We start from the raw sequence: 14,465 nt of genomic DNA, 5'->3' as shown, positions 1-14,465 counted from the left end.
AAAGAGAGCGACTGGAAGATGACGGGCTTCCAGTCGTTGGCGTGCCGTTTTTGGTGATGTATGATGGCGCGCTTATCGCCCGGGCTTTAGCAGGGCGGCGTGTTTCCCCCGAAGTCTCATAATCATGGCCAAAGAACAAACGGACCGTACGACACTAGATCTGTTCGCGAATGAGCGTCGACCGGGACGACCGAAAACGAATCCGCTTTCGCGCGATGAACAGCTGCGTATCAATAAACGCAATCAGCTTAAACGCGATAAAAATCGTGGGCTTAAGCGTGTCGAACTGAAGCTCAACGCCGACGCGGTCGATGCGCTTAACGAGCTGGCAGAGGCGCGTAATATCAGCCGCAGCGAGCTTATTGAAGAGATGCTCATCGCCCAACTTGAGACGCTGCGCAGCCAGGCATAAGTCTGAAAAACCCCTTTATCGCCCTTTTCATGTAGCACAGAGTGCAGTCCTGCGCGATAGCGGTTTCCGCAGGGTTGCCAGTTCTGCTATTATTGCCCTTATCCGTGGCCGAATTGCGCCACCATACCATTAAGTTTCAAGAGGTTATTTTACTCATGGCAATCATCGGCATTTTCTTCGGCAGTGATACCGGCAATACCGAAAATATCGCAAAAAACATTCAGAAACAGCTCGGTAAAGACGTTGCTGATGTGCATGACATCGCCAAGAGCAGCAAAGAAGATCTCGAGGGCTATGACATTCTGCTGCTGGGTATTCCAACCTGGTACTATGGTGAAGCCCAGTGCGACTGGGACGATTTCTTCCCGACGCTGGAAGAGGTGGACTTCAACGGCAAGCTGGTTGCCCTGTTCGGTTGTGGCGATCAGGAAGATTACGCCGAGTACTTCTGTGATGCGCTGGGGACGATTCGCGACATCATTGAGCCTAATGGCGCGGTTATTGTGGGCCACTGGCCGACTGCCGGTTACCACTTCGAAGCCTCTAAAGGCCTGGCCGATGACGATCATTTTGTCGGACTTGCCATTGACGAAGACCGTCAGCCAGAACTGACCGCAGAGCGTGTAGAGAAGTGGGTTAAACAGATCCGCGAAGAACTGCATCTGGACGATATTCTCAACGCCTGATTTTTTACGGCGCAACGCGGGTTGCGCCCCTTTTCCAGGTAAAACCGATTAAATTAATTGCTACAAACTTTTAACTTTTTCGCCCAGACCTGTACAATGTCTCCCTGGCAAAATGTGGTTTCCATTGAGCAAGTTTGTAGGTGATACCACGTTTTTATAAGCATACTTTGCCTGAGACTTGCAGTTTTCATTTAGGCATGGCAGTTCTATAATGAGACGCATTATCCCAGGTGCATTTTCTGTCACTTCCCAGAGAAGTGAATCGTTTAGCAACAGGACAGATTCCGCATGACTGACAACAATACCGCATTAAAGAAGGCTGGCCTGAAAGTAACGCTTCCTCGGTTAAAAATCCTGGAAGTGCTTCAGGGTCCAGACAATCACCATGTCAGTGCGGAAGACCTTTATAAACGTCTTATCGACATGGGTGAAGAGATTGGGCTGGCCACTGTATATCGCGTGCTGAACCAGTTTGATGACGCGGGCATTGTTACCCGTCATAATTTCGAAGGCGGTAAATCTGTATTCGAACTGACCCAGCAGCATCACCACGATCACCTGATCTGCCTCGATTGCGGCAAGGTCATTGAATTTAGCGATGATTCCATCGAAGCGCGTCAGCGTGAAATCGCAGCTCGTCATGGCATTCGCCTGACCAACCACAGCCTGTACCTTTACGGTCACTGCGCTGAAGGGGATTGCCGCGAGAATGAACACGCTCACGACACAAAATAAGTTAGCGTTCATACTCTGAGCCAGCCGTAAGGTTGGCTTTTTTTTGCATTAAAAAAGCCCGGTAAGCAAAGTGCCACCGGGCGTAGAGCAACTTATTTGTTGTTATTGCGTATCTCGTTCCAGATTTTATCGCAACGCTTCGCCACTTCCTGATCGTTACCGGTTTTACGTGCCTGGATGCAGGCCTGATAATCCATCACGCGAACATTCTCCTGCGTCGCGAACGCCTCATGCGCTTTCTCTTTCTTTAACACATTTAGCACGCTCTGGCAGGCTTCAATTTTCTCAGGCGATCCTTCCGCGGTATTAATACAGGCGCTATACGCCTCCTTCAGACGGGCGTCCTCTTTCGGTGCCTGAGTCTGAACACACGCCACCAGCCCTGATGCCATCAGCGCGACGATTACGATTTTTTTCATCATATGCAGTCTCCAGATCGGCGGGACTCAGCCCGCCGGTGTGCTCATCAGAAGATGGTGAATGGGGCAATAACCATGAATTTGACGTCACGTTCATCCTGGAAGATGTTGCCGTAACCGCCCGCATAGCTTGGGATATCGGAGTGGTTGTCATACTGCGTAAAGTGCAGCTTGAACATCGTGCCTTTCGCGCGGCCATCCTGCAGGGTGTAGATAGCATCCAGGCTGTAGGAGGACTCTTTCAGGCGATAATTTGGATCGTAGTACGCATCCGGCGTCGCCATGTCTGCTGGTTTTGCATCCCAGGCGTAAGCGTAAGAAGCGCCCACCGCCCAGCCCGGCAGGTTCCAGTTTTTCAGGTCATACATGGCGCCGAAGAAGACCGCTTTCTCGCCGTCGGCGTTGAAGTCTGAGCGGTTATCCCACCAGATATCCAGACGACCGTTGGATGAGGCATAGGTCGGCGTCATACGCTGCAGGAAGTAGCCCTGCTGCCCTTCCGCCTTCACCCATGTCCCTTCCAGGCGCAAATCAACCTGGCCGACCTTGTAGCCAAAGGTTAACGCCTGCAGCCACGCGGTACCGTTATAAATGTCATTTACGCTGCCATCGCTGACCTTATCGCGCGTACCGTAGAACTGGTAGCTGGTGCTCAGCGGACTACCGGCGATATCAAATTTGTAGCTGGCTTTAGCAAAATACTGATCGATATAGCCTTCCGCCTGACCAAATGCGGCTTCCAGAACCAGATCGTTTTTGAAGTCGTACTTCGCGCCCAGCGAGTGGAGGTAATCGACTTTGGTTTTCTTATCGTTCTGGTAGAACTTGTCCATCTCAATGTGCCACGGCGCTTTGTACTCGTTGGTCCACATATAGGAGAAGCTCAACGCACCTGCATCACCGTAGTCAAAGTTAGCCCCGGCTTCTGCCCCCTGATAGGTACCAGGCATAAAGCTCCAGTGCGGCGCTAACAGCGTCTGGCCGGTTGGCTGAATATAGCCCCCACGCGCCCATACCGGGCCGTATTTGAATTTCGCTGCGGCCTTATAAAGGCTGATGCCGCTTTTATCCCCTGACCAGTCTTCGTCATAGGCTTTATTGCTGGAGGAGAAGGCAATTTCGTTCGGGTGGCCGCTGTCGCCATTTTCAGCCATTTCAATCGCCGTAAACGCGGCAATATCCAGACCGAACATATCGGCGGCGTAGCCTGACTGGAAGTCCAGGTTGGCGTTCCAGGTGGAGTGTGAGAGGTTGGTTTTGTATTTATCTTCTGTGACATCTTTACGGTCACGTTCACGCTGCCAGTAATAAATACCGCCAGTGAGGGTAGAATCTTCGATGAAACCTGCTGCTTTTGCCTCTGGTGTCACCACCAGGCCCGACATTGCTGTCACACCGGCAATAGCCAGCGCCAGCGCACTACGTTTGCCACTGAACGTACGCATAGATTATTCCTCTTTGACGAATTAAAACGCCTTAAACGGCGAAAATATAAAAGACCAAAAGGCCAGGGGTAGTTATAAATACCCTCGAATTAACTACCGTCTTTAGGTTATTTTTCGCGACGCGAATTATCAATGCTTTTCATTGGGCAAAAGTCAGGATTATGACGAAGTGCACATAATTGGTAGTGCTTTGTAACATTTGGCCGGATGCGAGGTGTGGCGGGGGTAGAGAAGGTAATTTCGGCGTATCAGATCGTAATAAAACCCGTATTTGTCTTAATTCTCTTTTTTATGAAACAGACAAACTTTTTTTAGAAAAATAAGTAGCACCGTATTGACCAAAAATTTTAGCTGGCCTAATTACGGGCCTACTTTAACGATATGATCATTAAATAAAAAAACGCCGCTATAAGCGGCGTTTGTTTCTCATTGACCAGTGCAACGTTATTATTCGCCGATCTTGGTCCAGGTATCACGCAGACCTACGGTACGGTTAAATACCGGTTTTTCTGCCGTGCTGTAACGGCTGTCCAGGCAGAAGTAACCTTCACGCTCGAACTGGAACGCTTTGCCCGCTTCAGCGGCTTTCAGCGATGGCTCCGCATAACCTTGCTTGATCACCAAAGATTCCGGATTGATGGTCGCCAGGAAGTCTTCCGCCGCACCCGGGTTAGGCACGCTAAACAGACGATCGTACAGACGAATTTCTACCGGCAGCGCGTGGGAAGCGCTCACCCAGTGGATCACGCCTTTCACCTTGCGGCCGTCTGCCGGATCTTTGCTCAGCGTCTCAGCATCGTACGAACAGAAGATGGTGGTAATGTTACCTTCAGCATCTTTCTCTACGCGCTCGGCTTTGATGACGTAGGCGTTACGCAGACGAACTTCTTTACCCAACACCAGACGCTTGTACTGCTTATTAGCTTCTTCACGGAAGTCAGCACGGTCGATCCAGATCTCACCGCTGAACGGCACGTCGCGGCTTCCCATTTCCGGTTTATTCGGATGGTTAGGCATAGAGACCAGCTCGCTTCCACCCTGCGGGTAATTTTCAATAACCAGTTTCACCGGATCGATAACAGCCATCGCGCGCGGGGCGTTTTCGTTAAGATCTTCACGAATGCAGGATTCCAGAGACGCCATTTCGATGGTGTTGTCCTGCTTGGTCACGCCGATACGTTTGCAGAACTCACGAATAGAAGCGGCAGTGTAACCACGACGACGCAGGCCGGAGATGGTCGGCATGCGCGGGTCATCCCAGCCTTCAACGTGCTTGTCGGTCACCAGCAGGTTCAGCTTACGCTTGGACATCACGGTGTATTCCAGATTCAGACGAGAGAACTCGTACTGACGCGGATGCACAGGAATGGTGATGTTATCCAGCACCCAGTCGTACAGACGACGGTTATCCTGGAACTCCAGCGTACACAGCGAGTGCGTAATCCCTTCCAGCGCATCGCTGATGCAGTGGGTGAAGTCGTACATCGGGTAGATGCACCATTTGTTGCCGGTCTGGTGGTGTTCTGCGAACTTAATGCGGTACAGCACCGGATCGCGCATCACGATAAACGGCGACGCCATATCGATTTTGGCACGCAGGCACGCTTTACCTTCTTCGAAGCCACCGGCACGCATTTTTTCAAACAGCGCCAGGTTCTCTTCCACGCTGCGATCGCGGAACGGGCTGTTTTTGCCTGGTGCAGTCAGCGTACCGCGATACTCGCGGATTTCGTCCGCAGACAGCTCATCAACGTAGGCCAGACCTTTGTTGATCAGCTCCACCGCGTAGGCATACAGCTGATCAAAATAGTCAGAGGAGTAGCAGATATCGCCAGACCAGTTGAAGCCCAGCCATTGCACGTCGTTTTTAATGGACTCAACGTATTCGATGTCTTCTTTTACTGGGTTGGTGTCATCGAAACGCAGGTTGCACTGCCCCTGGTAGTCTTGCGCAATGCCAAAGTTCAGGCAGATCGATTTCGCGTGACCAATGTGCAGGTAGCCGTTCGGCTCCGGCGGGAAACGCGTATGTACCGTGGTGTGCTTACCACTGGCCAGATCTTCATCGATGATCTGACGAATAAAGTTACTCGGGCGGGCTTCTGCCTCACTCATCGTGGATTCCTCAAAGCGTAAACAACGTATAACGGCGTATGATCTTATAAGCCGGACGTAGTGACAACCCTTAGTTACGGAAAATACGTATCAGATGAAAATAATGGGGGCGTTTGCTGCAAAAAAAAGCGGCGGAGGATATCCCCCGCCGCTTAAGGCATGACTCTACTCAGGAGCGATTACTTGCCTTTAATCTCATACAGCGGTGTCTGACCCGCAACCACCTGACCTTTCGCCTGGAGTACCAGACCGCTAAAGTCGTCGATGTTGCTGCAAACCACCGGACTAATCATCGAGCGCGCGTTGGCGTTCAGGAAGTCCAGATCCATTTCCAGAATCGGCTGACCTGCCACCACTTCGGCCCCCTCTTCCACCAGGCGAGTAAAGCCCTGACCGTTCAGCGCAACGGTATCGATCCCCATATGGACAACGATCTCCGCGCCTTTTTCGGTTTCGAGGCAGAACGCGTGGTTGGTGTTGAAGATTTTCACGATGGTGCCTGCCGCCGGAGACACAACGGTTTTGTCCGTTGGTTTCACCGCCACGCCGTCACCGACCGCTTTGCTGGCGAACGCTTCATCAGGCACCTGCTCAAGGTCAACCACGTCACCCGTTACCGGAGAGACCAGCGCGGCCACCGTCACGGCGTTCGGCACGGCCTGCGGCTTAGCAACTGGCGCAGCCGTCGACGCAGGTGCGCTATCGGCTGATGCCGCCGCGACCGGGCCACGGGCAACCACTTTCTTCATTTCGTCGCCAATGGATTCCGCTTTGGCGCCTACGATAACCTGGATAGTTTGTTTGTTCAGTTTAACCACGCCCGATGCACCAAGGCGTTTACACATTGCGTCGCTTACGCGCGCCGAGTCACCCACCGTCAGACGCAGACGGGTGATACAGGCGTCAATCGCTTTCAGGTTGTCAGTCCCACCGACGGCAGCGATATAGCTGGTCGCCAGCTGAGTCAGACCCTCTTCGGTATTGCTGTTGGCTTCGTTGGTGACCACTTCGTCTTTGGTATCTTCGCGGCCTGGTGTTTTGAGGTTAAACATACGAATAACCGCAGTGAACAGCACGAAGTAGATGACGAAGAAGACCAGACCCATTACCACCAGCATCCAGACGTTTTTGCTTGCCGCCGGCAGGTTGTACATCAACACGTAGTCGATCGCGCCTGCAGAGAAGGAGAAGCCAGCATGGATGCCCAGCAGGGTCGCCACAAACAGGCTGATACCGGTAAGCACCGCATGCATGAGGTACAGCACTGGCGCCAGGAACATGAACAGGAATTCCAGCGGCTCGGTTACACCGGTCAGGAACGCGGTAATCGCAACGGACAGCAGCATGCCGCCAACCATTGGGCGACGCGCTTTTGGCGCAGCCAGGTACATTGCCAGTGCAGCGCCCGGCAGACCAAACATCATGATTGGGAAGAAGCCAGACATGAACATACCCGCGGTGCCGTCACCCGCATAGAAGCGGTTGATGTCGCCGTGGAATACGGTGCCCGCAGCATTGGTGAACTCACCAATCTGGAACCAGGCGATGGTGTTCAGCACCTGATGCAGACCGGTTGGGATCAGCAGACGGTTGATAAAGCCAAAGATACCTGAGCCCACTGCACCCGCTGAAACAATCCACTCGCCGCCCGCATGGATAGCATGCTGCACCGGCGGCCAGACGTAGCCAAAGATAGCTGCCAGGATCAGACAGAAAAAGCCCGTCGCAATTGGCACAAAACGTTTACCGCCGAAGAAGCTCAGGAAGTCAGGCAGTTTGATACCCGCCCAGCGGTTGTACACGGCACCACCGACCAGACCGGTAATGATACCCGCCAGTACACCCATGTTGATTTCCGGGTTGATGGTTACCATCGCTTTCGTGAGGATGAAGTAACCTACCGCCCCTGCCAGTGCCGCAGCACCGGCGCTGTCTTTTGACCAGCTTGACGCCACGCCGATGGCGAAGATCAGCGCAAGGTTGTCAAAAATGGCGCCGCCTGCCTGGGCAATAAACGGCACGTTAAGAAGATCGGGTTGCCCGAATCGCAGCAGCAACGCTGCAACCGGTAGCACGGCGATAGGGAGCTGCAAAGCCCTACCGAGGCGCTGGAAAAAACCTAAAATATTCATCCTATTCCCCCTACGAGACCCATTATTAAGACTCGCGCATAAACTATGTTTTTATTGTGTCACGAACGATAGATACAGTTGATGATTCACTGGCAGTCTGAGTGTGTGAAAAATTAATTCGTATCGCAAATTAAACACCTATTTTTTGTGATTATTGTCACCAAATATCGTATTCCCTCCTCCCTTTCACTGGCTAACAGCCAAAACTTATTTTATCATTCAAAAAATCAAGACGGATTGATCCGGCCTGAAAGGTTCCAGGTTACGCTTAAGCATCAGGTTCCGATACCCATCCGCCCACTCTTCTACTTAAACTTTGAGGTGAACAATGAGACTGATTCCCCTGGCAACTGCTGAACAAGTCGGTAAATGGGCCGCTCGCCATATCGTTAACCGTATTAATGCCTTCAAGCCTACTGCCGATCGTCCCTTCGTTCTTGGCCTTCCAACCGGTGGTACCCCACTGACCGCGTACAAAGCGCTGGTTGAAATGCATAAAGCGGGCCAGGTTAGCTTTAAACACGTTGTGACCTTCAACATGGACGAATATGTCGGCCTGCCAAAGGAGCATCCTGAAAGCTACCATAGCTTCATGCACCGCAATTTCTTTGATCACGTTGATATCCCAGCTGAAAATATTAACCTGCTGAATGGAAATGCGCCTGATATTGACGCAGAATGCCGTCAGTACGAAGAAAAAATCCGTTCTTACGGTAAAATCCACCTGTTCATGGGTGGCGTGGGCAACGATGGTCATATCGCGTTTAACGAACCAGCCTCTTCTCTGGCTTCCCGTACCCGTATTAAAACGCTGACCCATGACACCCGCGTGGCAAACTCCCGCTTCTTTGACGGTGACGTGAACCAGGTTCCAAAATACGCCCTGACCGTTGGCGTAGGCACCCTGCTGGATGCCGAAGAGGTGATGATTCTGGTACTGGGCGGCGTGAAAGCGCAGGCGCTCCAGGCAGCCGTTGAAGGCAACGTTAACCACATGTGGACCATCAGCTGCCTGCAGCTGCATCCAAAATCAGTCATCGTCTGCGACGAACCGTCCACGATGGAGCTGAAGGTGAAAACGCTGAAATACTTCAACGAGTTAGAAGCTGAGAACATCAAAGGTCTGTAATTGAATAACCGCCTCTTCTGTCAGAGGCGGTCGCTTTTTTTAACCGGGGGTCGATATGTACGCTTTAACCCACGGTCGGATTTATACCGGCCATGAAATTCTGGATGACCATGCGATTGTTATCGCCAATGGCCTGATTGAACGTGTTTGCCCGCTGGCGGAACTGCCGCCGGAGATAGAACAGCGCTCACTCAATGGAGCAGTAATCTCCCCCGGTTTCATCGACGTACAGCTTAACGGCTGCGGCGGTGTGCAGTTCAATGACACCGCCGAGGCGGTGACGGTTGAAACGCTGGAAATCATGCAGAAAGCTAACGAGAAATCAGGCTGCACCAGCTATCTGCCGACGCTCATCACCAGCAGTGATGACCTGATGAAACAGGGTATCCGCGTGATGCGCGAATACCTCGCCAAACACCCGAACCAGGCGCTGGGTCTGCATCTGGAAGGGCCATGGCTGAACATAGTGAAAAAAGGCACGCATAACCCGGATTACGTGCGCAAGCCGGATGCTGAACTGGTCGACTACATGTGTGCCAATGCTGATGTGATCGCTAAAGTGACGCTGGCGCCTGAAATGACCGGTACTGAGGTCATCAGCAAACTGGCTGCCGCCGGGATTGTGGTTTCAGCAGGCCACTCAAACGCCACGCTGAAAGAAGCCAAAGCGGGCTTCCGTGCCGGCATTACCTTTGCGACCCACCTTTACAACGCCATGCCGTATATTACCGGCCGTGAACCGGGTCTGGTCGGGGCGATTCTCGACGAACCAGACGTCTACTGCGGCATTATCGCTGATGGCATGCACGTTGATTACACCAACATTCGCAACGCCAAACGGCTGAAAGGTGACAAGCTCTGCCTGGTCACCGATGCCACCGCGCCAGCAGGTGCAAATATTGAGCAGTTCATTTTTGCTGGTAAAACAATATACTACCGCAATGGACTGTGTGTGGATGAAAACGGTACGCTGAGTGGCTCCTCTTTGACCATGATTGAAGGGGTGCGTAATCTGGTGGAGCATTGTGGGATTGCGCTTGATGAAGTCCTGCGTATGGCCACCCTTTATCCGGCTCGCGCCATCGGCGTGGATAAACAGCTCGGCGGAATTGCACCAGGTATGGTTGCAAACCTGACGGCATTCACACACGATTATAAAATTATTAAGACCATCGTTAATGGTAACGAGGTCGTCACTGAGTAAGTAAAAGTATGACACCAGGCGGACAAGCTCAAATCGGTAATGTCGATCTCGTTAAACAACTTAACAGTGCGGCGGTTTATCGCCTGATTGACCAACATGGTCCAATCTCGCGGATCCAGATAGCCGAACAAAGCCAGCTTGCTCCCGCCAGCGTGACAAAAATTACCCGCCAGCTCATTGAGCGCGGTTTGATCAAAGAAGTCGATCAGCAGGCCTCCACCGGGGGCCGCCGCGCCATCTCCATCATTACCGAAACCCGCAACTTTCAGGCCATTGGCGTCCGGCTTGGTCGTCATGACACCACGCTCACGCTGTACGATCTGAGCAGCAAAGCCATTGCGGAAGAGCACTACCCGCTGCCCGAGCGCACTCAGGAGACGCTGGAACACGCGCTGCTGAATACTATCGCGCACTTTATTGAAAGCTGTCAGCGCAAGATCCGCGAACTGATCGCCATCTCCGTCATTCTGCCTGGCCTGGTCGACCCGGAAAGCGGTGTGATCCGATACATGCCGCATATTCAGGTTGAGAACTGGGCGCTGGTCGACGCGCTGGAAAAACGCTTTAAGGTGACCTGCTTTGTCGGCCATGATATTCGATCTTTAGCGCTGGCTGAGCACTACTTTGGTGCGAGTCAGGACTGTGAAGACTCTATTCTGGTGCGCGTACACCGCGGTACGGGCGCAGGCATTATCTCCAATGGCCGTATTTTTATTGGTCGTAACGGTAACGTTGGCGAGATCGGCCACATCCAGGTTGAACCGCTCGGCGAACGCTGCCACTGCGGCAACTTCGGCTGCCTTGAAACCATCGCCGCCAACACGGCCATCGAGCAGCGCGTTCGCCACCTGCTTGAGCAGGGTTATCAAAGCCGCGTCACGCTGGACGATTGCAAGATAGGCACCATCTGCAAAGCCGCCAATAAAGGCGACGCGCTGGCCTGTGAGGTGATCGAGCAGGTAGGTCGCCATCTGGGGAAAACCATCGCCATCGCCATTAACCTGTTTAACCCGCAGAAAGTGGTGATCGCCGGAGAGATTGTTGAAGCGGAAAAGGTGCTGCTGCCCGCCATCGAAGGCTGTATCAACACCCAGGCGCTGAAAGCATTCCGACAGAACCTCCCGGTGGTTCGTTCGAAGCTTGACCATCGCTCGGCGATTGGCGCGTTTGCGCTGGTCAAGCGCGCCATGCTCAACGGGATCCTGCTCCAGCATTTGCTGGAATCCTGATCGGACCTTATAGTAACGCCTTCTTTTTTTGATGTCGGAATGTCCATGACCATTAAGAATGTAATTTGTGATATCGACGGCGTGCTGATGCACGACAACGTTGCCGTGCCGGGTGCTGCGGAGTTTCTTCACCGCATCATCGACAAAGGAATGCCACTGGTTCTACTCACGAACTACCCTTCCCAAACCGGTCAGGATCTGGCGAACCGCTTTGCCACCGCAGGCGTCGACGTGCCGGACAGCGTGTTTTATACCTCCGCAATGGCAACGGCGGATTTCCTGAAGCGTCAGGAAGGAAAAAAAGCCTACGTGGTCGGTGAAGGCGCGCTGATCCACGAGCTGTATAAAGCAGGCTTTACCATTACCGATGTGAACCCGGACTTTGTGATCGTGGGAGAAACGCGTTCCTTTAACTGGGAGATGATGCATAAAGCAGCCTACTTTGTCGCCAACGGTGCGCGCTTTATCGCCACCAACCCGGATACGCACGGCCGTGGTTTCTATCCGGCCTGCGGCGCGCTGTGCGCCGGTATTGAAAAAATCTCGGGCCGTAAGCCTTTTGTTGTCGGCAAACCGAGCCCGTGGATCATCCGCGCCGCGCTGAATACGATGCAGGCACACTCAGAAGAAACCGTCATTGTTGGCGACAACCTGCGCACCGATATTCTGGCTGGCTTCCAGGCGGGGCTTGAAACCATCCTGGTACTTTCTGGCGTCTCGCAGCTTGATGACATCGATACGATGCCCTTCCGACCAAGCTGGATTTACCCCTCTGTCGACGAAATCGACGTTATTTGATTCTGAACCACGTCCCAGGGCGTGGTTTTTCATTTTCAGCTTATACAAACAAAACACCATCTAACAAAAAACCCTTTTCATTGCATAATCATCAATAAAAGGATGTTTGACGTGCTCTTTTTTCACTATTCCGCAATCGCTATTGCACTTTTTCCGTTTTGGCCCGTAAAACCCTTGCGCCCCTCCCCTCTTTTGCGGCATTTTCATAAGCAAGCAACATCACAATGCAACAGGGTTAACGGAGAAGGTTATGTGTTCAATTTTTGGCGTACTGGATATTAAAACTGACGCGGGCGAACTGCGTAAAAAAGCACTCGAATTGTCCCGCCTGATGCGCCATCGCGGCCCGGACTGGTCAGGCGTTTACGCCAGCGACAAAGCGATTCTGGCTCACGAACGCCTGTCGATTGTTGACGTCAACGCCGGTGCACAGCCGCTGTATAACGAGAAAAAAACGCACGCGCTGGCCGTCAACGGTGAAATTTATAACCATCAGGCGCTGCGCGCCGAGTACGGCGACCGCTACGCCTTCCAGACCGGCTCTGACTGTGAAGTGATCCTGGCGCTGTATCAGGAGAAAGGCCCGGAGTTCCTCGACGAGCTGCAAGGCATGTTTGCCTTCGCGCTGTACGACAGCGAAAAAGACGCTTACCTGATTGGCCGTGACCATATTGGTATTATCCCGCTGTACATGGGGCACGATGAACACGGCAACTTCTACGTTGCTTCAGAGATGAAAGCGCTGGTACCGGTTTGTCGCACCATTAAAGAGTTCCCGGCGGGTAGCTACCTGTGGAGTAAAGACGGTGAAATCCGTTCGTACTACCAGCGCGACTGGTTTGACTATGACGCGGTGAAAGACAACGTGACGGATAAAGCCGAGCTGCGTCAGGCGCTGGAAGATTCCGTGAAAAGCCACCTGATGTCAGACGTGCCTTACGGCGTACTGCTCTCCGGCGGTCTGGACTCCTCCGTGATCTCCGCGATCACCAAGAAATTCGCGGCTCGTCGCGTGGAAGATCAGGAGCGCTCCGAGGCCTGGTGGCCGCAGCTGCACTCCTTTGCCGTGGGCCTGGAAGGGGCACCGGATCTGAAAGCCGCGCAGGAAGTGGCAAACCACCTCGGCACCGTGCACCACGAGATCCATTTCACCGTGCAGGAAGGCCTGGATGCGATCCGCGATGTGATCTATCACATCGAAACCTATGACGTAACCACCATTCGCGCCTCCACGCCGATGTACCTGATGTCGCGCAAGATCAAGGCGATGGGCATCAAGATGGTGCTCTCCGGTGAAGGTTCTGACGAAGTGTTTGGCGGCTACCTGTACTTCCACAAAGCGCCAAACGCAAAAGAGCTTCATGAAGAGACCGTGCGTAAGCTGCAGGCGCTGCATATGTTCGACTGTGCGCGTGCCAACAAAGCGATGTCAGCCTGGGGCGTGGAAGCGCGCGTGCCGTTCCTGGATAAGAAATTCCTCGACGTGGCGATGCGCATCAACCCGCAGGATAAAATGTGCGGCAACGGCAAAATGGAAAAACATATCCTGCGTGAATGTTTTGAATCTTACCTGCCGGCGAGCGTGGCATGGCGTCAGAAAGAGCAGTTCTCTGATGGCGTTGGCTACAGCTGGATCGACACCCTGAAAGAGGTGGCGGCGAAGCAGGTTTCTGACCAGCAGCTGGAAACCGCAAGCTTCCGCTTCCCGTACAACACGCCGGGCTCGAAAGAAGCGTACCTCTACCGTGAGATCTTTGAAGAACTGTTCCCGGTGCCGAGCGCTGCCGAGTGTGTTCCTGGCGGTCCGTCGGTGGCCTGTTCATCCGCAAAAGCCATTGAATGGGATGAATCTTTCAAGGCGATGAACGATCCATCGGGGCGTGCGGTAGGCGTTCACCAGTCCGCCTACAAATAATCACAACGATTTCAAACAGGCCCCTCAGGGGCCTGTTTTTTTTGCCTCACATTTCACCACCAAAAACCGATTAATAACCAATAATTGCCGAATATTCGGTCACGCTGTTCGCAACCTAACCAAACAGTCACATTCCGGCTATTTTCGTTGAAAAAGGTGTTGACGCTGCAAGGGTCTATACGCATAATGCGCCCCGCAACGCCGATAAGGTAACGCGAAAAAAAGATGGCTACGTAGCTCAGTTGG

General features: G+C 52.9%; 12 protein-coding genes and 1 pseudogene. 8 read left to right on the top strand and 5 right to left on the bottom strand.

Annotated features, from left to right (window positions below):
* The first annotated feature begins 124 nt into the window (after positions 1–124).
* The 3 genes from ybfE (at position 125) to fur (ending at position 1,833) form a co-directional block, all read left to right on the top strand.
* Complete coding sequence (gene ybfE / locus IM265_RS03895; protein WP_014883017.1) at positions 125–412, top strand: LexA regulated protein; 288 nt, start codon at positions 125–127, stop codon at positions 410–412.
* Between the two features lie 155 nt (positions 413–567).
* Complete coding sequence (fldA, locus tag IM265_RS03890) at positions 568–1,098, top strand: flavodoxin FldA (protein WP_008501067.1); 531 nt, start codon at positions 568–570, stop codon at positions 1,096–1,098.
* 288 nt (positions 1,099–1,386) lie between these two features.
* Complete coding sequence (fur, locus tag IM265_RS03885; protein ID WP_028012361.1) at positions 1,387–1,833, top strand: ferric iron uptake transcriptional regulator; 447 nt, start codon at positions 1,387–1,389, stop codon at positions 1,831–1,833.
* A gap of 92 nt (positions 1,834–1,925) precedes the next feature.
* Here the strand turns inward: fur and chiQ are convergent, their stop codons facing one another.
* The 4 genes from chiQ to nagE form a co-directional block, all read right to left on the bottom strand.
* Entirely contained in the window at positions 1,926–2,252 is a 327-nt protein-coding gene (gene chiQ, locus IM265_RS03880) for a ChiQ/YbfN family lipoprotein (protein WP_028012360.1), read from the bottom strand.
* A 47-nt stretch (positions 2,253–2,299) separates the two neighbouring features.
* Complete coding sequence (chiP, locus tag IM265_RS03875) at positions 2,300–3,697, bottom strand: chitoporin (protein ID WP_028012359.1); 1,398 nt, start codon at positions 3,695–3,697, stop codon at positions 2,300–2,302.
* Positions 3,698–4,144: 447 nt separating this feature from the next.
* Positions 4,145–5,812 carry a glutamine--tRNA ligase gene (glnS, locus tag IM265_RS03870; RefSeq protein WP_041910779.1) on the bottom strand — a complete coding sequence of 556 codons (1,668 nt, stop codon included), beginning with the start codon at positions 5,810–5,812 and terminating at the stop codon, positions 4,145–4,147.
* Between the two features lie 179 nt (positions 5,813–5,991).
* Positions 5,992–7,944 carry a PTS N-acetyl glucosamine transporter subunit IIABC gene (gene nagE / locus IM265_RS03865; RefSeq protein ID WP_028012357.1) on the bottom strand — a complete coding sequence of 651 codons (1,953 nt, stop codon included), beginning with the start codon at positions 7,942–7,944 and terminating at the stop codon, positions 5,992–5,994.
* Positions 7,945–8,272: 328 nt separating this feature from the next.
* Here nagE and nagB point away from each other — a divergent pair, with 328 nt between their 5' ends.
* From nagB to asnB, 5 genes are all read left to right on the top strand, one after another.
* Positions 8,273–9,073, top strand: coding sequence for a glucosamine-6-phosphate deaminase (nagB, locus tag IM265_RS03860; protein WP_028012356.1), 801 nt, complete (start codon positions 8,273–8,275; stop codon positions 9,071–9,073).
* A gap of 55 nt (positions 9,074–9,128) precedes the next feature.
* Positions 9,129–10,277, top strand: coding sequence for an N-acetylglucosamine-6-phosphate deacetylase (gene nagA, locus IM265_RS03855; RefSeq protein ID WP_028012355.1), 1,149 nt, complete (start codon positions 9,129–9,131; stop codon positions 10,275–10,277).
* A gap of 8 nt (positions 10,278–10,285) precedes the next feature.
* On the top strand, positions 10,286–11,506 hold the full coding sequence (locus IM265_RS03850; RefSeq protein ID WP_028012354.1) for an N-acetylglucosamine repressor: 1,221 nt from the start codon (positions 10,286–10,288) through the stop codon (positions 11,504–11,506).
* Between the two features lie 45 nt (positions 11,507–11,551).
* Complete coding sequence (nagD, locus tag IM265_RS03845; protein WP_028012353.1) at positions 11,552–12,304, top strand: ribonucleotide monophosphatase NagD; 753 nt, start codon at positions 11,552–11,554, stop codon at positions 12,302–12,304.
* A 250-nt stretch (positions 12,305–12,554) separates the two neighbouring features.
* Complete coding sequence (asnB, locus tag IM265_RS03840) at positions 12,555–14,219, top strand: asparagine synthase B (protein WP_193031746.1); 1,665 nt, start codon at positions 12,555–12,557, stop codon at positions 14,217–14,219.
* A 53-nt stretch (positions 14,220–14,272) separates the two neighbouring features.
* On the opposite strand, the pseudogene IM265_RS21970 reads toward asnB, so the two are convergent.
* A pseudogene (locus IM265_RS21970) lies at positions 14,273–14,465 on the bottom strand (hypothetical protein); the annotation flags it as partial.

Origin of the sequence: Enterobacter cloacae complex sp. P17RS, assembly GCF_014895885.1 — a bacterium.
Taxonomy (GTDB): Bacteria; Pseudomonadota; Gammaproteobacteria; order Enterobacterales; family Enterobacteriaceae; genus Enterobacter; species Enterobacter bugandensis.
This window is presented reverse-complemented; position numbering and strand designations above follow the sequence as displayed.